The organism is Silvanigrella paludirubra, from assembly GCF_009208775.1.
Lineage (GTDB): Bacteria > Bdellovibrionota_B > Oligoflexia > Silvanigrellales > Silvanigrellaceae > Silvanigrella > Silvanigrella paludirubra.
This window is the reverse complement of sequence record NZ_WFLM01000001.1, coordinates 124,391-148,433: the sequence shown is the minus strand read 5'-3', so window position 1 is coordinate 148,433 and position 24,043 is coordinate 124,391. Positions and strand designations below refer to the sequence as shown.

The 24,043-nt window shown below is 31.4% G+C and carries 19 protein-coding genes; 8 read left to right on the top strand and 11 right to left on the bottom strand.

From position 1 onward, the window contains the following. The first annotated feature begins 35 nt into the window (after positions 1–35). From polA to GCL60_RS00890, 3 genes are all read left to right on the top strand, one after another. Positions 36–2,936: a DNA polymerase I gene (polA, locus tag GCL60_RS00900; RefSeq protein WP_153417973.1), complete on the top strand. Its 2,901-nt coding sequence runs from the start codon at positions 36–38 to the stop codon at positions 2,934–2,936. Further along, positions 2,937–3,794 carry a twin-arginine translocase subunit TatC gene (tatC, locus tag GCL60_RS00895; protein ID WP_153417972.1) on the top strand — a complete coding sequence of 286 codons (858 nt, stop codon included), beginning with the start codon at positions 2,937–2,939 and terminating at the stop codon, positions 3,792–3,794. It abuts the gene before it with no gap. Between the two features lie 380 nt (positions 3,795–4,174). Beyond that, complete coding sequence (locus tag GCL60_RS00890; RefSeq protein ID WP_153417971.1) at positions 4,175–5,629, top strand: autotransporter outer membrane beta-barrel domain-containing protein; 1,455 nt, start codon at positions 4,175–4,177, stop codon at positions 5,627–5,629. A gap of 111 nt (positions 5,630–5,740) precedes the next feature. Here the strand turns inward: GCL60_RS00890 and GCL60_RS00885 are convergent, their stop codons facing one another. The 9 genes from GCL60_RS00885 to ccsA all read right to left on the bottom strand — a co-directional run bounded on the left by GCL60_RS00885 (position 5,741) and on the right by ccsA (position 13,675). Next, positions 5,741–7,135, bottom strand: a complete 1,395-nt coding sequence (locus tag GCL60_RS00885; RefSeq protein ID WP_153417970.1) for a TIGR01777 family oxidoreductase — start codon at positions 7,133–7,135, stop codon at positions 5,741–5,743. 80 nt (positions 7,136–7,215) lie between these two features. Then, positions 7,216–7,533, bottom strand: a complete 318-nt coding sequence (grxD, locus tag GCL60_RS00880; RefSeq protein WP_153417969.1) for a Grx4 family monothiol glutaredoxin — start codon at positions 7,531–7,533, stop codon at positions 7,216–7,218. A gap of 37 nt (positions 7,534–7,570) precedes the next feature. Continuing rightward, on the bottom strand, positions 7,571–7,825 hold the full coding sequence (locus tag GCL60_RS00875; RefSeq protein WP_153417968.1) for a BolA family protein: 255 nt from the start codon (positions 7,823–7,825) through the stop codon (positions 7,571–7,573). Between the two features lie 28 nt (positions 7,826–7,853). Next, positions 7,854–8,363 (bottom strand): hypothetical protein, encoded by a 510-nt coding sequence (locus tag GCL60_RS00870; protein WP_153417967.1) that lies wholly within the window; start codon positions 8,361–8,363, stop codon positions 7,854–7,856. A gap of 110 nt (positions 8,364–8,473) precedes the next feature. Further along, positions 8,474–9,220: a uroporphyrinogen-III synthase gene (locus GCL60_RS00865; RefSeq protein ID WP_153417966.1), complete on the bottom strand. Its 747-nt coding sequence runs from the start codon at positions 9,218–9,220 to the stop codon at positions 8,474–8,476. Between the two features lie 13 nt (positions 9,221–9,233). After that, positions 9,234–10,331, bottom strand: coding sequence for a hydroxymethylbilane synthase (gene hemC / locus GCL60_RS00860; protein WP_153417965.1), 1,098 nt, complete (start codon positions 10,329–10,331; stop codon positions 9,234–9,236). 28 nt (positions 10,332–10,359) lie between these two features. Beyond that, positions 10,360–11,739 carry a glutamyl-tRNA reductase gene (hemA, locus tag GCL60_RS00855; RefSeq protein ID WP_153417964.1) on the bottom strand — a complete coding sequence of 460 codons (1,380 nt, stop codon included), beginning with the start codon at positions 11,737–11,739 and terminating at the stop codon, positions 10,360–10,362. 10 nt (positions 11,740–11,749) lie between these two features. Then, positions 11,750–12,799: an asparaginase gene (locus tag GCL60_RS00850; RefSeq protein ID WP_153417963.1), complete on the bottom strand. Its 1,050-nt coding sequence runs from the start codon at positions 12,797–12,799 to the stop codon at positions 11,750–11,752. 24 nt (positions 12,800–12,823) lie between these two features. Further along, positions 12,824–13,675, bottom strand: a complete 852-nt coding sequence (ccsA, locus tag GCL60_RS00845; protein WP_153417962.1) for a cytochrome c biogenesis protein CcsA — start codon at positions 13,673–13,675, stop codon at positions 12,824–12,826. Positions 13,676–13,796: 121 nt separating this feature from the next. Here ccsA and GCL60_RS00840 point away from each other — a divergent pair, with 121 nt between their 5' ends. From GCL60_RS00840 to GCL60_RS00830, 3 genes are all read left to right on the top strand, one after another. Then, positions 13,797–14,183 (top strand): J domain-containing protein, encoded by a 387-nt coding sequence (locus GCL60_RS00840; RefSeq protein ID WP_153417961.1) that lies wholly within the window; start codon positions 13,797–13,799, stop codon positions 14,181–14,183. Positions 14,184–14,252: 69 nt separating this feature from the next. After that, positions 14,253–15,731, top strand: coding sequence for a M20/M25/M40 family metallo-hydrolase (locus GCL60_RS00835; RefSeq protein ID WP_153417960.1), 1,479 nt, complete (start codon positions 14,253–14,255; stop codon positions 15,729–15,731). A 76-nt stretch (positions 15,732–15,807) separates the two neighbouring features. After that, a complete protein-coding gene (locus GCL60_RS00830) occupies positions 15,808–16,797 on the top strand; it encodes a hypothetical protein (protein ID WP_153417959.1) in 990 nt (329 codons plus the stop codon). 166 nt (positions 16,798–16,963) lie between these two features. On the opposite strand, the gene GCL60_RS00825 is transcribed toward GCL60_RS00830, so the two are convergent. Further along, positions 16,964–18,949 (bottom strand): alkyl/aryl-sulfatase, encoded by a 1,986-nt coding sequence (locus GCL60_RS00825; RefSeq protein ID WP_153417958.1) that lies wholly within the window; start codon positions 18,947–18,949, stop codon positions 16,964–16,966. A gap of 471 nt (positions 18,950–19,420) precedes the next feature. Here GCL60_RS00825 and GCL60_RS00820 point away from each other — a divergent pair, with 471 nt between their 5' ends. Next, positions 19,421–21,556 carry a hypothetical protein gene (locus GCL60_RS00820; protein ID WP_153417957.1) on the top strand — a complete coding sequence of 712 codons (2,136 nt, stop codon included), beginning with the start codon at positions 19,421–19,423 and terminating at the stop codon, positions 21,554–21,556. A gap of 49 nt (positions 21,557–21,605) precedes the next feature. Here the strand turns inward: GCL60_RS00820 and GCL60_RS00815 are convergent, their stop codons facing one another. Next, the gene (locus GCL60_RS00815) at positions 21,606–22,277 is read right to left on the bottom strand and encodes a lysophospholipid acyltransferase family protein (protein WP_153417956.1); all 672 of its coding nucleotides are present in this window, start codon (positions 22,275–22,277) and stop codon (positions 21,606–21,608) included. Between the two features lie 230 nt (positions 22,278–22,507). On the opposite strand from GCL60_RS00815, the gene GCL60_RS00810 reads away from it, so the two are divergent. Continuing rightward, a complete protein-coding gene (locus GCL60_RS00810) occupies positions 22,508–24,043 on the top strand; it encodes a tetratricopeptide repeat protein (protein ID WP_153417955.1) in 1,536 nt (511 codons plus the stop codon).

Sequence of the window (24,043 nt, the reverse complement as noted above, 5' to 3'; positions counted from 1 at the left end):
AAATCATTTATAAAAAAATGTTTTAGGAAAATATTATGGAAAATACAAAACAACGTCTTTTTATTATTGATGGGATGTCGCTCCTATTTCGTTCCTTTTATGCAATGGGATCGCGCTTAACAGCTCCCGACGGTACCCCAATTGGCGCTGTTTATGGTTTTTTAAAGGTTGCAATTAAAATATTTAGAGAACAAAACCCAACACACTTCGCTATATGTTGGGATCTAAAAGAAAAAACATTTCGCCATGAAGTTTACCCTTTGTATAAAGCGAACCGTGGCGAAACTCCTCCTGAAATCATTCCACAAATTTTTTTAATTCAAAATTTAGTAAAAGAAATGGGAATTCCATCCTTTGCTATACCTGGATTTGAAGCAGACGATGTTGCTGCCACCCTTGCTAAATACTTTGAGCATTATGGTGAAGTATTTCTTGTTACTTCTGATAAAGATTACATGCAAATTGTAAATGATAATATTAAAATGTTTTCTCTTAAAAAAGGAGACGAATATGATATTGTCAATGATGAAAAAGTAATTGATTATTTTGGAGTACCACCAAACCAAGTTATTGAAGTTTTAGCTCTTACAGGCGATGCTGTAGATAATATTCCTGGAGTTAAAGGAATAGGCGACAAAACAGCAGCAAAACTAATTTCCGAATATCATTCTATAGAAAATGTATATGAAAATTTAGATAAAATTACTAATAAAAGAGCAAAAACAGCACTTGAAAATCATAAAGAAGATGCTCTTTTATCTAGATATCTTGTTACAATAAACACTTCTGTGCCCATGAATGTTTCCGAGTTGTCGTTACGTTATACTTATCAAAATTTAAAAACAAGTAAGACAGCAAAAGCACAACTTGAATCCTTGCGAATGCATACTTTAGTAAAAAATATTTATAGTGATACCCCTTCTTCTCAAAAAATTAATCTTGAAAAAAATAAGGATGAAGAAACAAATAAACCACAAACAAATTTATTTGAAGAAAAAGAACATCACGAAAAATTTACTCCAGTAGAGACACAACCAACACAATCTTTATCAAGTGACAATTCTAATTGGAATAAAAAAAATTATTCACTTGTTAAAACAAAAGCACAATTAAAACAAATTTTAAATCGCATAACAGACCCTAAAACTCTTTATTTTGCTCTAGATACAGAAACTACAGGTTTAGATATAATTGAAGATACCCCAATTGGAATATCGCTCTGTTTCGAAGAAGGAATTGCTTATTATATTCCAGCTCATGATACTCATTTATTGGGCGGTACTTTATTAACCGAAGAAAAAAACTTACCTGAGTATTCTCCAAAAGATGTTTGGCAAGGACTTAAAGAAGCCCTTGCTCAAAGAAAAGCACCATTTGCAGCTCACAATTTAAAATATGATCTTCATATGCTAAAAAACATGGGCGTGGAAATTGGAGAAAGCCCTGCATGTTGCACTATGGTGGCAGCCTGGTTAAGCAACCCAGCAGAAGGCGGTTTTAGCTTAGATTTTTTAACTTTAAAACATTTTGATTTTCAAAAAATTCCAACAAGTGCTCTTATAGGTAAAGAAACAGGACGTTCATCAATGCTAGATGTTCCTTTATCTGAATTAACCGAATATGCTTGTGAAGATGTTGATGCTACATTTCGTCTTTGGACATTTTATCAAAATAAGTTAAAGCAAAATGCAGATCTCCAAAAATTATTTTATGATATGGAAATGCCCATTTTATTACTTCTTGCTGAAATGGAAAGAAATGGAGTTCATATCAATTCTGAATATTTAGGTGGATTAACTGCTGAAATACAATCCACTTTAATGAAAATTGAAAATGAAATATTTAGCGAAGTCGGATTCCCATTTAAAATCACGAGCCCAAAACAATTGGGTGATATTTTGTTTGATCATTTAAAAGTTCATGAAAAAATAGGATACAAAGGAAAACTAGCAAGGACCACTCAAGGTTACAAAACCGATGCCGGTGTTTTAGAACAATTTGAAGAACACCCTATTGTTGAAAAAATCCAACATCACCGTGAGCTTTCTAAATTACTTTCAACATATGTTCTTGTGTTACCTAAACTTGTAAAAAAATCTACAGGTCGTGTTCATACCCATTTTAATCAAATTGGTACTGCTACAGGTCGTCTTTCAAGCTCCGATCCCAATATGCAAAATATCCCAGTTAAGACAGATTGGGGTAAAAAAGTAAGAGCCGCTTTTAGTGCATCAAAATCGAATTTTAATATTATTTCTGCAGACTATTCACAAATTGAATTACGAGTTCTTGCCCATATTTCCAAAGATGAAAATATGATTAAAGCATTTAACTCAGGAGCTGATATTCATAGACAAACTGCTGCACAAATTCTAGGTAAAAATTTAGATGAAGTAACAAATGAAGAAAGAAGCAAAGCAAAAGCTATAAACTTTGGAATAATATATGGAATGGGAGCACAGCGTTTAGCAAAACAACAAAAAATTTCTTTAAATGACTCTAAAAAATTCATTGAACGTTACTTTACAAATTTTTCAGGTGTGAAAAAATATTTGGATGACCAAAGAGCTCAGGCTCACGAAAAAGGCCTTGTGAAAACCTATTTTGGACGAGTGCGCCCTATTCCTGCTATGTTTTCAAAAAATCCTTTAGAAGCTAAACTTGCCGAAAATATGGCTATCAATTCACCTATTCAGGGAACAGCCGCAGATATTATGAAACTAGGCATGCTCGCTGTTCATAAAGCCATTGTGCAAAAAAAGTTAAAAACAAAAATTATTTTACAAGTGCACGATGAACTTGTTTTAGATGGCCCAGAAAATGAATACGAAGAAATTCAAAAAATTGTAAAAAAAGCAATGGAGGACTGTGTCTCATTTAAAGTTCCTATGCTTGTGGAAGTCGGTCATGGTATAAATTGGCTGGAGGCAAAATAAATGAGCCGCATGGGATTTAGACCTTTTCAATATGTTTCAACCGCTTTTAACGCTGGACTTCAAAGAAAAGCGAAAAGAGAAGCCGTTTTAAATGGCAATGAAGATTCACAAATGTCTTTATTTGATCATATCCGTGAATTAAGGAAACATGCGTTGCGCGCCGTTTTATGGCTCAGTGCATTTTCTGGAATTTCTTTTTTGTTTATGGAACCCTTAATTCATTTTTTAAAAAAACCTTATGACTCTGTTTTGCTAAATTTAAAACAACAAGGAATTACCCAGAATCTTTCTTCCATAAGTATATTTGAAGTGATTACAGTTAATTTTAAAATTTGTTTCCTTATCGGATTTGCTTTAAGCCTTCCTTTTATGGCACGTGAAGTTTGGAACTTTGTGGCTCCTGCTTTATATGAAAAAGAAAAAAAAATTGCTCTCATTTCTGTTTTTGCAAGTGTCTTCTTATTTTATTTAGGAATTTCTTTTGGATTTTTTTTAATCATTCCTTATTTTTTTTCAAATGCTTTAAGTTGGGCAAGTCAATATGCATTAGTCATGATAACTTATGAAAATTATTTTAATTCTTTAATTACAATGATGCTTATTTTTGGTGCTGTATTTGAAGTGCCTGTCATTCTTTCTTTATTAGGATTAGCAGGAATACTCCCTTCTGAAACCTTAATTAAAAATAGAAAAATTGCTTTTTTAGGATGCTTTATCATTGGGGCTATTTTATCCCCTCCTGATGTAATTAGCTTATGTTTAGTATCTATACCAATGTATTTAATGGTTGAAATATCTATTTATCTTATAAAAAAAATAGAAGAAAAAAGAAAAACACAACTAACAACATCCATATAATTTAGAATGAAAAACTCGAATTAGGTTTTGAATTAAGTTTTTTCAATTTTTAAATCTATTATAATCAAAAATATTCTCTAAAATTTTTAGTAATAAAAGCTTATTTTTTAGCTTCTTTCATATTTAATTCCATTAAAATTCTATTACATTTTTTTTAGATAATTCATTATAAAAGTTTCAAGTATAAAATTAAATTATTAAAATTATTATTTTTTTTTCTTTTCTTAAAAACCACATTGAAAAACAGATTTATTAAAAAAATTAGCAGCCTGGTTGACAAAAAAAACACCCTATCTTATCTTCTGGAAGTCTTAGTTTAGGGTATATATTTGTTTTTTTATACACTCATATACAGCTTGTTACTGCTAAAGGAGTAATTTGTGAAAAAGTCCGTTTTACGTAGTTTAACGATATCTGCTTTATCTCTTGCTGGAAGTACAGCATTTGCACAAGAAAATAAATCAACAGTAGAAAACAAAGAACAAAAAGTAGCTCTCGATGCCGCTGGTACAACGGGTGGTACTTTATTTTCTCAAGATCAAATTGATGCTTTAAAAAAAGAAATGGAAAAAAAAGACGTTACTGAAAATAAAGTAACATTTGCAGGAATCATTCAATTAAATGCAAATACAAGTGACTCTCAAAGAGTAAGTACACCTGACTTACAAGCTAATAAAGTTCGCTTGGGTGTTAATGTGTCTGGTGGAATTGCATCTGGACAAGTTGAAGTTCAACTTCGTGGTAACCAACAAGCAACTCAAACAGTTGCATCCAGTTCAGCAACAACATCAAATGGTGTAACTACACAAACAACTAGTGGTGATAATGGGAACGGAGCAATTACACTTCGCCGCGCTCAATTAAACCTTGACGTATTAACTGTGAAAGCAGGCGAAAATACCTTCACAACTACCTTATCGCTAGGTGGAATTCGTATAGGAAACGCAGACGCAACAACTCCAGATGCTGCTTGGACAACTACTGGTTTTGGTCGTCAAGATGGTGCTTATTTAAAAGAAGCAATGGCTTTTGGAAAAAAAGCGAGTGTTGAAGTGGGCTTTGGTGCCTTTAATAACATAGTGGCTTATGCAAACCCTATTTATCCTTCTACAGGCAATACAACCGGCGGATATTCTTGGTCAGGAAGCGCATCTACAAAACAAGCAAATTGGGAAAGCACTTCATTCAGCCAATCTATTGGTTTTGCTGGTCACTTGGCTGCAAATGTAAATATTGATGATAACCAATCCTTAGCTCTAAAAGGCTTTTTTGGTACTCAAGGAAATTCTCCTACAAACCAAGACTCCAATGGTACTTTAACTCAAGCAAGAGACGTTACACACGTAGAAGCATCCCTTGTTTATAACCATGCTGGTATTTTTGGTAGCAAAGGAAATATTTCTGGAAACGGTTTCAGCGTTTACTATGAAAACGAAAATATCGGAAAAACGAAAACAGCTACAAAAAATTCCAGTGGCGATTTTAATTATACAAACCCAACAACGGACGACTCTCAGACAGCTTACTTACTTGGCTTTGCTTTAGCTGCTGACTCTTCCAATTATTTAACAAATATGATCCAAAAGGGGGATAGATTAACTTATGCTGCTGCTTATGCAATGGCAAATGTAAATTTTGGAAGCACATCCACTTCTCAAAACTATGCAAATAATCAAATCACGGCTTCTGTTGGTTATGCTGTAAATACATTTGAAACTGCGTTTAACTTTGATTATGAAACATCAAATATCAGTAACTACACAGATTCAAATGGTAACGTTAGCAAGAAAAATAACGCTACAAAAACATACATAACAGCAGCATATGCATTTTAATTCTTAAATTAAAACAAATTACTGCTTAAAGTATGAAAAGAAGCCTCTTTTAAAAAGAGGCTTCTTTTTTTATTTATATATTAACTTATAAGTTATGATTAAAAAAACGTTTTAAACACCTAAACAATAAGTAAACGCATCATGCAATTGAGAGTGCAAAAACTCATAACCATTTTTTAATGCTTTAACAGGTTTTGCATGTTGCCCCGATAACAAAAGCTCTCTTCCCATTTCACCAAAAAGAGATTCTACAAAAAGCTCAGGAATTCTTAACGAGCTTGGCCTGTCTAAAGTCTGTGCTAATAATTCTGAAAATTGTTCATTCGTAACTGCATGAGGAGCAACCGCATTTACAGCACCTTCTACTTTATTATTTGAGATGGAAAATAAAATAAGGCCGAGAACATCTGTGATAGAAATCCAAGAAATCATTTGTCTTCCCGATCCAAACGGTCCGCCTAAACACAAGCGATAAGGTGTATACATTTTTTTTAAAACACCACCAGATAAAGAAATAATGGTACCAAATCTTAAGTTAACAACTCTAATACCTGCTTTTTCAGCTTCACGGGATGCCATTTCCCAATCTTTTGCTAAATTAGCAAGAAACCCGCTCCCAAGTTTAGATTCTTCATGTAAAATATCGTCATAATCCCGGCTACCAAAAATCCCAATTCCTGATGCAGAAATAAAAGATTTTGGAAGCGTTTTTAATTGTTTTATAAGAGCATTACAAATTGCAGAAGTAAAATGTACACGACTGTCGATCAATTCTTTTTTTCTTTCTTCACTCCATTTTTGTGCTGCAATATTTTCTCCAGCTAAATGAACAACCGCATCGAGATCTTCTAAAATTTCGGGATTTACAAATTCTTTTTTTTCACTGTCCCAAATGGCAAAGTGATTTGCATCTTCTTCTAACTTATAATTTGTTCTGACAAGCTTAATGACTTCATGGCCTCCCGAAGTCAAGAAAGGAACCAAATTACTTCCTACCAATCCCGAAGCACCTGTTACTAAAATTTTTAGTTTTTTCTTTGAATATTTTGAATGTAAAAACAAATCATATTTTAAAGTTCTATGCCTATAAGTAAACATTTTATTTAATTTCTCATCAATAAATTTATTACCTAAAAAACGAGACAACATTCCTATTGGCAAACTGTATTCAATATGATCTGTGATTTTAGATTTTTTATCATCTATTTTTTCAAATTTGTGCAGATGCTTGAAGAAAGCAAAAGGGCCTTGAATTTGTATATCTTCAAATTGTTTATTTTCAATATAGTTTTGATGTTGAGCTTTAAAAACAAAAGGAATAACACCTAAATTTGTTTTAATGGTAACGGAGTCGCCATCATAAATAGTTCCCTCTTTAGAAATAATTTGGGAAGTCATCCAAGGAGGTAACATTCGCTCAAAAGCACCCGATCGTCTGTGCCATTGAAAGGCCTCTTCGCATGAAACAGAAAGAGAAGAACTTCTTGTAAAAGAATGAAGACGCATAAAAAAAACTCCTGATAAAACCAGATTCTTGAGTTTATCAGGAAACAAACAAATTCAAAACAAATAACAAACAAAGATAATTATTTTTGCAAACCAAGCTTTTCATGCAATTCACCGGATTGAAACATTTCTACAAAAATATCACAACCACCGATAAATTCTCCTTTAATAAAAATTTGAGGAGATGTTGGCCAATTATTCATTTCTTTTAAAGTAGACCATAACTCAGGATCGCTATCCATATCATCGGATTTAAAGGGTCTACCAAGTTCATTAAGAGTACGAATTACCTTTGCAGAAAAACCGCAACGAGGTGCTTGTGGCGAGCCTCTCATATAAACCATGATTTCATTATTTTTTACATCTTCTTCAATTTTTGATTTCCATTGTGAATTCACTTCAAACTCCTACTTTATAAATATAAAATTTTTTATTTTATTTTAATTTTTGATCATTCCATTGTTTCCGGGTTAAGGCTTTAATGGTAAGGGCATGAACTTCACCCGTATCCATTTCTTCCTTAAAGAGATCCATTATCATTCTATGCCTTTTTAAGGAAGCAAGCCCATCAAATGAATCGGATATAACGACAACAGAATAATGATCTGTTCCTCCCGAAAATTCATTTACAAGACACTCAGAATCTGGAATGCCCTCTTCAATTCGATTTTTAACATCATGATTTAACATGAATAACCTCTACATATAGCATGATAAATTAAGGATGCGTTGCTACCACTAAGCGCAATGTTTGGGGCAATGCTCTACACCCACAGACTAAAAATGAACTCAAATAATTTTGAGCCACAAGCTCTGGGTTTACAAGTTGTCCATCATTAACGCAACGCCAAAATATACCAAGTTGCTCATTTTGTTTTGGTTCAAAATCGAAGGATTGAAAATTTCGTTCTGTATCTACATGAACTTGAACAGTACGAACACGAATGATTTTTCCAACTAAAGAAATAATCATTTTATCCCCACCTTTAAGGATAATCAGGCCGGGTCGAGGTTGGCTTATTTGTAAAACCCGAATGGCTTCGTCAGGTTTGGCATCTCCAATGATTTCATTAAAATGCTGTGAATAATTCATCATTAGGTTACAAAGTTCTTCTAAAAAAACTTGAATCGAAAAACTAATCATTTGAGTATGAATAGATTGACTTAAAGATTTTCCTAAACTAACCCTTGCAAGGTTTTGTATCCAGAGCTTTTCTGATTGCTTCATTTTTAGATTACCTCAAGTAAGCCTGTATCATTAGAAATCAGGATTACCTTACACTTAATTTAGGTACCACTCTCCTTAAAATAATAGCGGATCCCTTTTTAAAACTGTCATTAAGAAATATCCCTGTCAATTAAATTTAACTCTAAAAGAACTTTTTGTGCGGATTTTTCCCAAGCTGAAAAGAAAATAAATGATGGTAAGTTAACTGGGCTCGTTACATTAAAAAAAGCCATTAGTAACTTTATAATACTATTTAATATTTGACCAGATCTCGCTTTAAATACAAAATTCGTATTTTGAGTTTGTACTTTTGAAAATATGGAGTTTAAAAAATTTTTGCTTAAATTATCATCTAAATTTTCTAATGTATAAATAGAGATAATATCTGGTGAATAATTCAAATGATCTTTATATTCAAATACAATTTTTTTAGATATTCCAATAATTGAAGTAAAAATAAATAATGAGTGATTTACATTTAATATTTCATTATATTGTTTTAACAAAGGTAAAAGACCATTTTCTGTTTTTGGATAAAGGATCTCACTTGAATTTTTAAGTAAAAAGTCAGGAAGTTCATTGCGTATTGCTTTTGCCGTATTTTTACCAACAGCACCTACATAATAACAGTTTTGCCATTGATTTTTTGGAACTTCATTTAATACATTCAATTTAAACGCAGATACAGCGTGTTTACTTGTAAAGCAAATTGAAAATTTATTGGAAATAGGAGGTTTCCACACAAATGGAACGTGCAAAACTTTAAAGACTGGAAAAAATAAATGAGAAGAATGATAGGGTAGATCTCCCTCAATTCCACATTCGACATAAACTGTCTGGTTATTCAATTTTCTCATTTAAAATAAATTCCTAAAGATTAAAAAAATTTAACTCACTGACCTCCAAAAAGCCTTTTTCAATTAAAATTTCATTAATATTTTTAGCATGTATTGAATGACATAAATTTGTAAAAAATATCGAAAAATTTCCCTTACTTTCTAAAAATAATGATTCAATCTCATTAAGTGAGGAACTTTCCATTTTTATAATTGCTTCTTTATGAACTAAATTACGACCACAAATAATATGTAGATTTTTATTTTCATAATAGACACCAATAGAAGAATGACAATCTCCACCTAAAAGCGCAAGAACCATTCGTTCAAGACCTGCTGCTATACAAGTTTTTTTACAATTTAGCTTATTAAGATATGAAATTAATTCTAAATCATTTTCAATAGCTTCTACGGCTATGACACCTTGAGCAGTTGCTGGTACAAATTTTTCAGTTGGTAGAAAAAACATATTTTCATGATTTAAAAAGCCTAATCTTTCAAGACCTGCTTCAGCTAAAATGATTGCAGAAAACTCATTATTTTTTACTCTTTTTAATCGTGAATCTACATTTCCACGTAAAATTTGTAAATTTAATTGATTTGAAAATATTTTTTTTAACAACATTTGTCTTCGTGTACTTGTTGTCCCAATTTGTTTTTCCATAAACAATTTACTAGACAAAAGAATGGATTTTAATTTTTCAAAATCAATATTTTTTCTTTCACTATCAGTCAATAAATTTAATTTTGTTTCTTGTAAGACATCAGGAGAAAGAATAAGAATATCTCTCGCACCTGCCCTAGGTAATAAAGAAACAATATTTAAACCTTTAGTTTGGGTGACTGGTAAATCTTTCATACTATGAACAGCAACATGTGCTTTTTTAGATAACAGAGCTTCTTGAATTTCTTTTATAAATAACCCTTTACCTGTTGTTAAATGATGAGAATCTTGATTCTCAGTTTGCAATTGAATTTCTGCTAATTGAGATTTTTGCATTTTATCACCAGTTGTTACAATAGGTAATAACTTAGTCTGAACACCCTGAGATATTAGTAATTTTTGAATTGTTTCTGCTTGCCATAAAGCGAGCATACTTTTTCTTGTTGCAATATGAATAATTTGAGACATTAAAAAAACTTTCTAAAAAAGAACAAGCTTAATTGTTCCTTGTGTTCATTTTATTTTTAATGGGGAATTTAAAGACATTATCTTCTTTTTGAATATTTTCAGGCAATAATGGTTGCTCTGAAAGATGAAATAAAAACTCAAGAAGATCCCCAACGGTACTTTCTTCAGTCTCAATTTTAATATTATTTTTTGCTAAATAAGCAGCATAAGAAACAAGTTTTTTTGCTACAGCATCGGATATTACATTAGAGTCTATTTTTTTTCCGTTATTAATATCACGAATATATCTTGTTACTTCATAGTCTACTACATTTTTTACCCAACTATGAAGGCGACCTACGTTTGCAAGATTTTCTTTTTGTTTAGTTGTTATAAGATAGTCTTGAACTTCGGACTCAATTATTTTTTCAGCTAATAAAGCAGCACTTTTTCTACTTTCTCTGTTTTTTTCCATTACTAAATCAAGATCATCAACATTAAATAAAAATAAATTGTCCAAAGAAGAAATATCAGGGTCAATTTTTCTTGGCACACTGATATCAACCATTACAGAAAGTTTTCCATAACGTTTCTTTGAATATTCTTTCATATGATTTTTTTGAATTAAATATTGATTTCCAGATGCAGCAGCAATACAAATATCAAATTCATGAATACGCTGAACAGCATCTTCTAATTCAAGTGGCCAAGCTTGTCCTAGTTCCAATGCTAATTTTTCTGCTTTAGCAAATGTTCTATTGGCAATAAATAAACTTTTTGCCTTTGAAAATAATAAATGTTGTGCGGTGATTCTAGACATTTCACCTGCACCAAAGAGCACAATTTTTTTATCTTCAAAATTATCAAAGACACGAGAAATGATATCTATTGAAGCATGTCCAATAGATATCCCGTTTTTTCCGATATCTGTTTCGGTTCTAATTTTTTTAACTGTTCGGAAACAGCGATTAAAAATAGGTCCTGCTAAACTCTGTACGTATCCAAATTCAGTTGATTTAAGATAGGCATTTTTAACTTGCCCTAATATTTGTGGTTCACCTAAAACCAAAGAATCTAAACTTGCTGTTACTTTAAATAAATGCCTTATTGCGTTTGCATCATAAAAAATATTTAAATAGTTATTAATATGATTTGTTGTTGATTTATTAATGTTAAATTTAGTTTCTTTATTTAACTCAGAAAATACCTGTATAACATGATTTTCATTTACGTTTCCAAAAAAACAAATATCGAAGCGATTGCATGTACTAATTACAACAAATTCAATAAAAATACTGGGAAATAAATTTTTTAAAATTTCATTTATTTTTTCAGGAGTGCCTATTGAAGCCCATTCTTCACGTAACTCAACAGGACACGTTTTATAATGTACTCCGCAATACGTAAAGAAATGGTTTGCTGTTGTCATAGTTTAGCACCTAATCTTTTTTTTCATTTAATAAAACAGGAGTACATTCAAACGCCAATGGTGTTGCAAAAAATTCATGTCTTTTATGAAAAGGAATTTTTCTACCTAACATAACCATAAGTTTTACGCTAGTCGCTTCAAACGTCATATCTAATGATGAAATAGCACCTAAAGCAGAAAATACTCTTCCATTCTCATATAAATCTAAAGCAACTGAACCAGATTCACATTGAGAAGCAATCACAACAGGAATTTCTCGGTCTAACGCCTTTTCAAATAATTCTAACCAATTTTTATTTCCAATAGGTAAATTACCTGCCCCAAATCCTTGAACAATAATACCACTAGTAGAAGCTAATAAGGCATCAATAAAGCTTTGTGAAGGAAGAGCACCAGGTACACATAATAGTGAAGTGATATTCCCATTTGCCAAAGTATTAATAATAGGAGGATGCCTTTTGGCTTCGGGTAAAATTGATTTTAGTACTTTATGATTTAACTTAATATTTACACCAAAGCTTCCAATGATAGGAGAATTATAACTCTTATAAGCATATAAATGCTCATTAGAATACTTTGTAGCTCTGGTTGCTCTATGAACTTTACTATCAAAACAAATTAAAACCTCAGGTATACCATAAGCAGCAAGTTCCACAGCATCGATCATATTTACACGCGCATCACTTCTTAATGCTGTGAGTGGTCTTTGAGATCCTGTAAATACGACAGGTTTTGTCAATCCTTCTAAAAAGTAAGAAAGAGCCGTTGCCGTCCAAGCCATGGTGTCCGTTCCATGGATAATGACAAAACCATCAAATTGAGACCAGTTTTCTAAAATTGCATTGGAAAGCTGGATCCACAAATCAATGTTTGCATCGGAGGAATCGATGTTGCAAACGACATTGAGATCGATATCTGCAAGCGAAGCGATTTCAGGTACCCGTTGTAATAAGTTTTCTAATAAATGAGGTGATTGTTGCTTAGAGGCTGTATGATTATTGCCTCCTAAAACCATTGCAAATGTACCACCCGTATGGAGTATGAGAACTCTTTTTTTCATAATTTAAGTAACTCTTCCCGAATTTTAAAAGTACTGCCAAATTGTACCAAATAATCCCAAAAGCAGGAGGATCATGCCAAAAATTGCCAACTTGGCACCTTTTCTCCCACGCCAGCCCCAAAGACTTCTGCCAAAGATCGTCATCACATACCATCCCCAAACCAAAAATGCCCATAAAATTTTAACAAATCCAACTTGGACAGCTATTTTACCGACAAAAATCAAGGCAAGTCCTGAGAGAAGACTAAAAGTGATGAAGGAAAGACCAATTAGAGAAGAGCGTTCTACCAATTTTTCCAAACCTGAAAGGCTTGTTGGTGATGGGTTTTTCATTAATTTTCTTTGTTTTAATTTTCGATATTCTCTTAAATACAAAAGTGAGGCACAAAAAGCAGCAACAAAAATGGCCTCTCCTAATGCAGCCGTACCAACATGAAAATAAACCAGCCAATCAACAGAGGTCGCTCGATATAAAGGTTTTGGATCGAGAAAAGGTGTAATTGTTACCATTAAAAATATAAGCGCACCAACTAAAAAAGAGAAGGAGGGAAGTCCTTCTTTTCCTCGATCAATGATGATGACAGCAATGGCAAGCACCAAACAAATGGCTGTATAAACTTGGGTTGTGAAAGTATTAATAGGTAAAATAAACTCTAGAGTTGCATAAATAACCGTAAAAACAGATGCTAAAATAAAGAAAACCCGAGCAATAAAATGAAATTTTTCTGAATGCTTTTTATCTCTCGCTTTTAAACTTAAAGTATATCCAAAGCACAAGACAGCAAAACCAAATAAGGCACTCATAGCAATACGTGAGACGGCTTCAAGCATAAAAATATTGCGAATTAAGTTCTCTTGAAAAGAAAGATTTGGCATGTCAGTATTTAATTCCTTTTAATTGAGCTTGAATGCAAAGTGGGGTTCCCTAAATTTCATTCAAACAGCTAAAAAGCATTTCGATCCAATAGACATATAACAGCAGGTGGACGATTCCAACATGGATAACGATTTTATTGATGAAGACCTATTTGAAGCATTGCGAAGAGATGCTGAAAAAAAGAGGTTAAAAAAATTAGAAAAACAAGAACGTCTTGAAAAAAGAAAAATAGCTCTTCAAGAACTTCAAAATATTTTAGAAATAAAACACCTAGAAACGGAAAATGATTTTGATTCTTGTTTACTTGCTGCAAATAAATATAAAATGGGAACAATAGATTGGGCTCTTGCTTTTCTAAATTTATCGGAAATTAATAACTCAAAAGAAATTAGAGATAAATACTTAAAACTTGCACAAAATTGGCATCCAGACAAAAACGCTAAAAACTCAAACGAAGCTATGAAATACCTAAATGAAGCTTGGCAAATATTGAAAAAAAATATATAGTTTTTTATAAATATTATGAGAATATTTAGCATAATATTTATTCAAATCAATCTATAATTGCGAGAAATTATGAACAACATAAACCATACGCATTCTTCAACTTGTGGCTGCAAAAATGAAAAAGGGGATCCCCTTTTTACAACCGCTCCTTCAGCAGCAACTCAAAAAGCATTAAATTATTGTGAAAGTAATTTAAAAAATGAATACGAAAATTTAAAAAAACTTGTTAAAATCCCTAGTGTAAGTTTAAATGGATTCGATGAAAATGAAGTCAAATTAAGCGCAGAAGCAACGGCGGAAACGTTACGTAATGCGGGATTGGAAAATGTCGAAGTCTTAGAACTTTCTAAAGGAGTTCATCCATATGTTTATGCAGAATGGCTTCATAAACCCGATGCTCCTACGTTGTTACTTTATGCACACCATGATGTTCAACCACCTGGACGTGAAGAAAAATGGAATTCGAATCCATTTATTCCTACTGAAAAAAACGGAAGACTTTATGGCAGAGGCACTGCAGATGACAAAGCTGGAATTATTGCTCATACCGCAGCCATTTCTGCATATTTAAAGACAATGGGAGAACTTCCTGTTAACGTCAAAGTTATTATTGAAGGCGAAGAAGAAATCGGCAGTAATAATTTAGCCCAGTTTGTTCGCTCTCATAAAAATAAATTAAAAGCAGATGGAATTATCGTAACAGATTGCGCCAATGTCGACTCTGGCATTCCAAGTATTACAACAGCATTAAGAGGACTTGTTGCCGTTGATATTGAAGTTGAAGCCTTAGATCACCCCGTGCATTCTGGATTGTGGGGAGGAATTTTACCCGATCCTGTAATTGCTTTATCCCATATTTTATCCTCTTTGAGCGATGAAAAAGGAAATATAAAAGTAAAAGGCATTTTAGATGATATAAGACCTTTAACAAATGAAGAAAGAACGCAATTTTCAAATCTTAAAATGGAAAATATTGCTAGAGGTGCTACAGGATTATTAAATGGATTGCCTTTTATTGCTCCTGAATCGGAATTTGCAGAACGTTTATGGCGTTATCCTTCACTAAGTATAAACGCAATTCAAAGTGGTTCAAAAAAACTTGTAAGTAACATAATTCAAGATGCTGCTTGGGCACGTGTATCCATTAGAATAGTCCCCGATATGAAACCTCAAGACATTTTAAATAAGTTAACGAAACACATTGAAATGATATGCCCCCCTGGATTTAGACTTAAAGTAACGTCCGAATCAGCAAGTAATTGGTGGTCAATCGCAGACCCAAAAGCAGATGTATATCAAATTGCGGCTCGCTCACTTGAAAAAGGATACGCTCATACTACCCAATTCATTGGCTGTGGCGCTAGCATTCCTTTTGTTCAGCCTTTATCAGACGAATTCGGCGGCATACCTGCTATTTTAGTAGGAGTTGAAGATCCTTATACAAATGCGCATTCGGAAAATGAAAGTCTTCTATTAAGCGATTTTAAAAAATCGATATTAGGACAAATCCATATGCTTGCAGATTTAGCAAAATACAAAAAAAGCTAAAAAATTCCCTTCATATTCCTATTTTAAATCCGATAATTAAATTAAAGTTTAACTTTAAGAAATTAAAGGATTTTTAATGATCTTAAAAAATTTAAAAATAATTATTCTTTTATATTTTACCTTAAATGTGATTTTAAGTTGTAACAGAGCAAGCGTTACAGGAAGTAATATAAATAATAATGAAGATATAACCGCGCTTTCATCTGTAGATCTCACAGCTATTATTCCTCCTAAAGCGGGATCTAAATTTCTTTATATAGCAAATGGTGGTTTTCCCATATATTGCAATATATCTCAAATCAATGGGAATATTTTAGACTGTAACAATACCGGATTAAATATTGATAAAGCTATAGGGATTAGTATCTATAAAAAATACGCATTTGTATTAAATAGAGGCGAAAATCAAATATATAAATGTTACATTTCAAATAATGGAATGTTAACTTATTGCTCAGTAAATATAATATCTAATTTAATACAAGACTCAAAACATCTGACAATAAATAATGGTTATTTATATATTGGAAATTATGGTTCAGATAGTATTACTTATTGTGAAATAACAGAATTAGGTGATTTAAAAAACTGCAACATGACAGGTTCTAATAGTAACAATGCGTATTCAATTAGAACAAATGAAAATTATATTTATATCGGTAGAAATAATACAAATGCCATAAATGTATGTTCTATATCAACCATAAACGGGCAATTGAACACTTGTAACTCTTCAATCTCAATTAGTCAGCCATGGGGATTTGCATTTCTGTCAGGATATTTTTACGCAACGTCTCTAAGTGATAATGCAATTTATGGAAGTCAAATATCTTCTAATGGGACATTAAAACCCGTTACTCTTAAATTTACTCACCCTATGATCCAAAGTCCGGTTAGCATGACTCAAGATAAAAATAATTTTTATTTATTAACAGCAAATGCTAATAAAGTCATTCAATGTGTTTTAGATAATTCAGGAATGAATTTAAATTATTGTTCTCAGTATGATGGAGATTTAAATCAATTTTCTAACAATGAGTCTGAATTAGTTTTTGTAAAATTTTAGTATTTATTTTTATCAATTAAGAAAGGATTTATATGAATCATTTAGCAAAATCAAAACTAATTTTTTCATTTATCATTTTAATTATTTTATATAGCATTGTCTATTAAAAAAAGTTACAATATAAAAAATATTGTAACTTTTACTTAATTATTCTATTTAACTATTCTCAATTGCCTCTGGGTTTTTTTTCTGTTTTTGGCTCAACAATAGGGAACCAAAATTCAGACTTTTCAAATGCGCCTAAAAAGGTAATTAATTTTTGTTTATCACCCTCGTATTTTATATCCACATTCTTTTGTATTTTTTTTGCAGAATCTTTATTTAAAAATAATTCTTTAAACTGAGAGTTTGTTATTTCAATAGTTCCATTTGCATTTGGATCTTTTTTATCTTTCCAATATAGCAAAACTCCGCTTTGTACAGCAATTAAATAATTGCTATTTTCTCTTTTTATTTGAGCATTATTTGAAATATTTAAGTTAAATTTAAATTCTTCTTCACCTGTTTTTGCGGGGTTTAAATGAACTGCCATATAATCTAAAAACATTTCAGTACTCATACCATTTATGATATCAGAAGAGGTTGTAGTTGGGGCATTAGCACTATTTGGAGTTCCATCTCTGAGCTCTTTAGCACCTGTTAAATAATAATTACGCACAGCTCCAGATTCAGCCTGATATCCAAGTTGCTCAAGAGCATCAGCACCTAAGTAACGGGCATTTTGATTTTTTGGGTTTGCAAATACAAGTTTATTTGTCAAGGTAGCTGCCCAACGATAATCTCCATTTTCAAATGCCTTGTGCGCACTTTCTAATATTTTCTCTTCGCCGATCATTTCTACATATTTTTTTGCTTCTTCAGTAGGTGTATGAGGATCATAGTTTGATGGATTTCCATCCCACCATCCTTGATACAATTGGTAAGTAGCACGGACATTGTGTTTTAAATTTCCATAATATCCACGATTCGTAAATTCCTTCGCCAAGCTATCAGGTAAAACAAAATTTTCTGCAATTTCATGCATAGTCAAACCTTGATTTGCCAAACGTAAAGTTTGATCATTAATATATTTGTATAAATTTCTTTGTGTGTTTAGTTGTTTGACCACACTAGCATTCCCAAACTGAGGCCAATGATGACTTCCAAAAGAATATTGAGCTTCATTTCCCCATAGCTGAATCACTTCATCGATCACTTTAGACCATTTTGCAGGGTTTCTTACTTTTGCGCCCCTCATTGTTAAGGTGTTATGCAATGTATGATTTATATCTTCAGATAAACAAATTGCTTTGTGATCTGGAAAATAAAATAACATTTCAGCAGGAGCTTCTGTCTCTTCGGCCATTAAATAAACAACTTTTACACCGTCTACAGTTTGTGTTACTTTAGCTGAATTTTCATCTATAAGTTTATTTGGCTCCATAAATGAAATGGTACCTTGAGATGTTGCTAATCCAAGGCCACAGCCAACCCCCCCTTTTGCATTGATATCAATTAAATTTCCATACATATAAGATGCTCTACGGCTCATCACATTTCCAGCAAGAATATTTTCACTTAGAGCTTCTTCGCTAAATCCAGCAGGTGCAATATATTCAACTTTTTTGTCAATAACATCTTTTTCATTTACAAGGGCTTTAATTCCCCCAAAATGATCTACGTGGCTATGAGTAATAATAACAGCAGAAACTCTTGTCTTATCTTTTAATTGTAATTTTTCACTTAATGTTTCATTAACTAAATTTAAAGCAGCATTAGCTGTTTCTGTTGAAGTCATTGTATCAATTACAATCCAACCAGTATTGCCAAGAATAAAAGTTATATTAGATAAATCTATATTTCTAACTTGATAAATACCTTCCGTAACTTTATATAATGCTTGTTTATTAACTAATTGTGATTGACGCCATAAACTTGGATTTACAGTTTCAGGAGATTTTTCACTATTTAAAAAGTTAAACTGTTTAAAATTCATAACTACATTATTTTCTTTTCCATAGATAATATCTGCGGGAAAATCTATTTCCTTATTTGCATTTGCATCTTCAATATCATTTATATTTTCAAAAGGCAGATAATCCAGAATTTTTTTATTTGCTTCAATTGTAAATTTAGTAGCGTCTTTTTGCGATTTATTCAAATTATTTATCATAAGAAACCTCATATAAAATAAAATAATTACTAACTCATCAAAAATCCATCCATCTGATAACATAATATAAATTTTTATACAAGTCTGTTAATTTAAATTTTAAAACAACATATTCATAGAATTAAATTATTTATTTTAATTAATATGTAAAAAATAAAATTCATTATATTAATACCAAAATTAAAAATATTAATTATCCTTATTTAAAATGATTAAATAAAATTTACGGATTAAAAATATAGATTACCATATAGAATAAAATACGTACTAATATACTATTCCGTTGATTATTATAATATATAAATAATAAATCTATTTACAGAAAATTATCTTCAATAATTTAATATAATTATTCATTTTATATTAAGACAATTTTTATATTTTTATAATATAAAAATAAGGACTTAATAAAAACAAAATAATTCCGATATTCATAAAGTAATTCGATTTATTAGATTTTCTGGAGGTAACATGCATTTTCCAATCAAAACACAACAAACCATAAAATATAAGTTTTTTATAAGTGCTGTTTTTTTAACAACACTTTTTACTATTTCCTCATGCTCACAAGGTGGTGGAAGTAGTGGCAGTGGTGGTGGAAACTCGCAAAATACCTCTGCAAATGTAATTAATGAAAACCCACCACCAAATACTCAAAATTATTTATTAATAGGTTCAAAAGGTCGTGGCGGCAAAGGTGCTGTATTTAAATGTAATTTGGATGGTACTCAATGCGCGGAGTTTATTGGAGGCAACATCCCTTTTATTTCATCTGAGCCAACAGCAAAAAGCATTAAGTTAACTAAAGGCGATAATTTTGGCTCAAGTATTTCAGGTAACCAAAATTTTATTTATATTGGCTCAGAAGGAAAAAGTGGACAAAATCAATATTACAAGCCCGATTCAACTTCTCCTAACGGAACAGTTTATAAATGCGACTTAACAGGAAAAAATTGTATTCAATTTGATACAGATACCATGAAATTAATTACAAATGATAATTTTGGTAGCAGTTTATTCGCAACAAAAGATAAAATTTATATTGGCGCTCCCGGAAGAGACAGTGGCGATACTGTACCAACAATGTCAGCAAACTATAAAGATGATATTGGCGCAGTATTTCAATACGACTTAAATGGCATCAACGCATCCGAGTTTATTGCGGGCAAAAATCAAACAAGCAAAATTAAATCACAATTAAATAGACTAGATCACTTAGGAACAAGTATATTCGTTACAAATTCTAATATTTTTATTGGTGCTAAAGATAAAAATGGAGGAAATGGTGCTGTTTTTAAATGTGATTTATCTGGAGATAATTGTGTTGCTTATAAAACAGACAATTTAAATTTAATCACAAATGATAATTTTGGAACAAGCTTATCTGGTAACGGAGTTAATCTATTTGTGGGAGCTATTGGGAGAGATAGTGGATCAACAAGCCAATCCAACTTATATGACACGGGTAGTATTTTTAAATGTGATTTTAATGTTGGAAATTGTATCGCTTTTTTAGGTGGCCAAAACCAAGAAAGTAGAAAACAGTTAGATTTGTCTGTGAACGACAATTTTGGATCCAGCGTTATCGCAACAAGTGATTCCATTTATATTGGAGCAATGGGAAGAAAAACAGATGCAGATAAAAGAACAGGCGCTGTTTTTAAATGCAACATTGATGGAAGTGGATGCGTTGAACTCATTGCAGGAAAATCAAAAATAAATACAAGTGATAGCTTAGGATTAAAAGAAGGTGATTTATTCGGTTCTAGCATTACTATTGTTAATTTACCAATTTCAGAAGCTTCACATGTATTAAACGAAAATTGTTCCGATCTAAAAGTAATTGCAAATGATGTAATCAACAATACAAAAGTTACTTTATGTAATTTATTAGTTGACGCAAACAAATCAAATTCAAGCTTTGTAAATGCATACAGCAAAATGAATGCAACTACTGTCATTTTAAACGATTCCCAAGGAAGCCTTCGTCAAATAGATTCCAAAACAGGTAGCTACATTGGAGCAGGATCTGTTTATGAATATTGGGGAGTTCGTGACTGGATCAGCAGCAATCCTAATGATGCTTATAATACACATAAAAAAATAGTTGCCTTTGGTGAGATTGCCAATAGCATTCCACAAATTGGAAATATTTGGAAAGGAATATGGGATATTCGTTTTGTAGATGAAAAAGGTAATATTTTAAAAGCTAACTCATTAACAATGGGAACTTATAGTGGCCATAATGCAAACTATGGAATAGAAAAAACATTAGATCCATTTTATGTTGCAAATATCTTCGCCGCTTTTGTTATCAATACAAATGAAAAAGAAAACCTCTACTTCTTAAAAAAAGATGGTAATTATGATATTTTAGACACTGATAAATATAACATTATTGGTAACGGTAAATTAAATGAACTTTTTAATATGCTTCCTCCAAATGAAGTAAATGCAATAAACTTTACTATTAAATTAAATGATAAAATTGCATTATTCAGAAAAACAAATAACAATCAATTTCCAGGATACTATCTAATATCTATCAATGACATTATTCAAAATAACCCAAAAGCTAAAGTAACTTATGTACAATTAGCAGATTAAATAAAACTGATCCGAGTGTTTTTATAATTAATTACAACACTCGGATTTTTTATTTTTTATGATATATATGTGAATATAATTCGGTAGCTCTTTTTTGGACATTTTCAAGAACATAATCCTCATACTTTAGATCATCTTGAATATTTAACTCTTGTTTTTCAGGTATTTTTTCAAAACAAACAGAAATTTCACAAAAAGGTAGTGGTATTAAAAATCGATCCCAGGAGTTCACTCGGATTCCCTTTGGAAATCCAAATATTCTTCCTTTTAATGCATGCGCATGAATAAAAAACAAAGGACCATCTACGGCACGAGCACATCCAATGATTCCTCTTTTAGGGACAAAAGGAGGCCCTTTAGGGCCGTCAAAAGCAACTCCTAAACTTTTACCAAGCTTTCCTGCTTTTTGAAGTTCGAGCAGAGCTTTTTTTCCACCTCTACTTGAAGAACCTCGAATCATTTCAAATCTTCTTTTAATCAGTAACTTTGCAACAAGTTCACCATCACCGCTTAAACTTGATATTAAAACAACGTTGGGACGAACAAGGCTATCCACTCCAACAAAACAAGCTAAAATTGCATTATGAGGGCAGCAGAAAACTACATTTTTACCGTTTTTCCAGAATTCTTGAACTTGCTCAAATCCAGTTAACTTTATTCTCGCTGTTTTTACTAATAACAAATAATAAAAATAACCTAAATAAAATAAAATCCTTCTCATTTTAATCGCTTTCTTGCTTTTTCAAAATGGGAAAAAGCAGTTTACAAGGCATTAACTTATAATTCTTTTACCTGATCTACTCAAGATTCTTAAATAAATTATATAAATCAATAATTACAAATAGTTATCCCATATAAAGTGTCAAACTTAATAAATTCATAAATAAGTCGATAGGGAAAATAGGCATAACTTGCTTCACGGCATTATTAAATGCTGAGGAAGGAATTGGATTGAAAAATAAAATATTATATTTTTCTATATTTAATATATTGTTACTTTCTCACTTAGAGACGTTTAGTAGTGTTAATCAAACTTCAGTAACTAGTAATAAAAAAGTAGCAAATTCCAATATTGAAAATTCTTATAAAATATACCGCGAAGCAAAATCAATTTTAATAAATGCCTTACCAGGCGAACAATTAAAAGCAGAAAAACTTTTAGTTGAAAGTATTAGATTAAATCCAAAAAATATTGATGCTTATATTGAACTTTCCAGATTAATTCAACAACAAGTTTCTCAAGGTTACAGACATCCTTATGAATTGCAAAAAAGTATAGAGCTTATAACAGAAGCAAATGAATTAGACCCAAATAGACCAAAAGCATTATTTGCTAAGGCAGATATACTTTATTATTCTGGTCAACCAAAAGCTGCTGAAGATCTCTATGTAGAAACTCTAACAAAACTTCCTGACCATCTTGATTCTTACATTGAAAAAGGTCGTATTTTTTCTGAAAGAAACCCAAAAGAATCTTTATTAAATATTGAACTTGCTCTAAAAAAAGGGGCAAATACCGATGACATTTCTCAATCTGCAGCCACTGCAATTTCTAGACTATCAAAACCAAATGAATTAGGATTTGCACTAAAAGAGTTCGCACTAAAATACCCTGATCGTTGGATTTGGCACAAAGCAGCATTGGCTTTTATAAATATAAAAAATTATAACGAAGCTACTCTTTGTTTTGAAAAAGCGATTTTATTAGGTAATGATGTTGAATCTCGTTTACAGCTTTCTGTAATGCAATATAGTTTGCAAAATAAAAATAAGGTAGCAATTTATAATCTTAACAAATTAATTACCACAATTTCTAAAAGAAAATATATATCCCCATCTGCTTTATCGCTAGTTTATGCTCATTTATCTATGGCAAATTTTAAAGATAAAAATATAGAAGATGCATCTGTTTCAGCAATATATTCTGCAGAAACAGGAAATGATAATAAACAATTTTATGCATCTTTAGTTTCTGAATATAAAAAATTAAATGCTTTATATGTTTTAGAGGGCTCTTTAAAATATTTGATAAAAGAAGAGCCTGATTATATGTTACCCTATAGCATTTATGGAGAAATATATAGAAATCTCAAAAAATATGAAGACTCTATTGAAATGTACAATAAAGCATTAGCGTTAGATAATACAAAAGATGATCTTTTTGCAGATAGAGCAATTACATTCTATAAAAATTTAGATTATACTAATGCATTAAATGATTTTGAGTCTGCCTTAAAGATACGCCCACACACAGCTATTTATATTTATAACAAAGCATGTATGCTCGCCCTTCTTGGAAAAAAAAGTGAAGCACTTCAAAACTTGAAACTTGCACTTATTGAAGATAAAAAACTAATTGAACTTGCACGTTTTGATTCCGACTTTGCTTCCATAAAATCAGACTCGGAATATTCATCTCAATTTGCATCCCTGATTCTTGACGATGCAGATGATAAATTAGTTGCAACAGATACTGGCTCTAAATAG

Bases quoted from the DNA above. Each gene is read 5' to 3' on its own strand.
- tatC (WP_153417972.1), top strand. From the start codon at position 2,937: ATGAGCCGCATGGGATTTAGACCTTTTCAATATGTTTCAACCGCTTTT.
- hemC (WP_153417965.1), bottom strand. From the start codon at position 10,331: ATGTCTCAAATTATTCATATTGCAACAAGAAAAAGTATGCTCGCTTTA.
- GCL60_RS00870 (WP_153417967.1), bottom strand. From the start codon at position 8,363: ATGAAGCAATCAGAAAAGCTCTGGATACAAAACCTTGCAAGGGTTAGT.
- GCL60_RS00885 (WP_153417970.1), bottom strand. From the start codon at position 7,135: ATGCGTCTTCATTCTTTTACAAGAAGTTCTTCTCTTTCTGTTTCATGC.
- GCL60_RS00830 (WP_153417959.1), top strand. From the start codon at position 15,808: ATGATCTTAAAAAATTTAAAAATAATTATTCTTTTATATTTTACCTTA.
- GCL60_RS00835 (WP_153417960.1), top strand. From the start codon at position 14,253: ATGAACAACATAAACCATACGCATTCTTCAACTTGTGGCTGCAAAAAT.
- ccsA (WP_153417962.1), bottom strand. From the start codon at position 13,675: ATGCCAAATCTTTCTTTTCAAGAGAACTTAATTCGCAATATTTTTATG.
- polA (WP_153417973.1), top strand. From the start codon at position 36: ATGGAAAATACAAAACAACGTCTTTTTATTATTGATGGGATGTCGCTC.
- GCL60_RS00850 (WP_153417963.1), bottom strand. From the start codon at position 12,799: ATGAAAAAAAGAGTTCTCATACTCCATACGGGTGGTACATTTGCAATG.
- hemA (WP_153417964.1), bottom strand. From the start codon at position 11,739: ATGACAACAGCAAACCATTTCTTTACGTATTGCGGAGTACATTATAAA.
- GCL60_RS00865 (WP_153417966.1), bottom strand. From the start codon at position 9,220: ATGAGAAAATTGAATAACCAGACAGTTTATGTCGAATGTGGAATTGAG.
- GCL60_RS00875 (WP_153417968.1), bottom strand. From the start codon at position 7,825: ATGTTAAATCATGATGTTAAAAATCGAATTGAAGAGGGCATTCCAGAT.
- GCL60_RS00815 (WP_153417956.1), bottom strand. From the start codon at position 22,277: ATGAGAAGGATTTTATTTTATTTAGGTTATTTTTATTATTTGTTATTA.
- GCL60_RS00820 (WP_153417957.1), top strand. From the start codon at position 19,421: ATGCATTTTCCAATCAAAACACAACAAACCATAAAATATAAGTTTTTT.
- GCL60_RS00840 (WP_153417961.1), top strand. From the start codon at position 13,797: ATGGATAACGATTTTATTGATGAAGACCTATTTGAAGCATTGCGAAGA.
- GCL60_RS00825 (WP_153417958.1), bottom strand. From the start codon at position 18,949: ATGATAAATAATTTGAATAAATCGCAAAAAGACGCTACTAAATTTACA.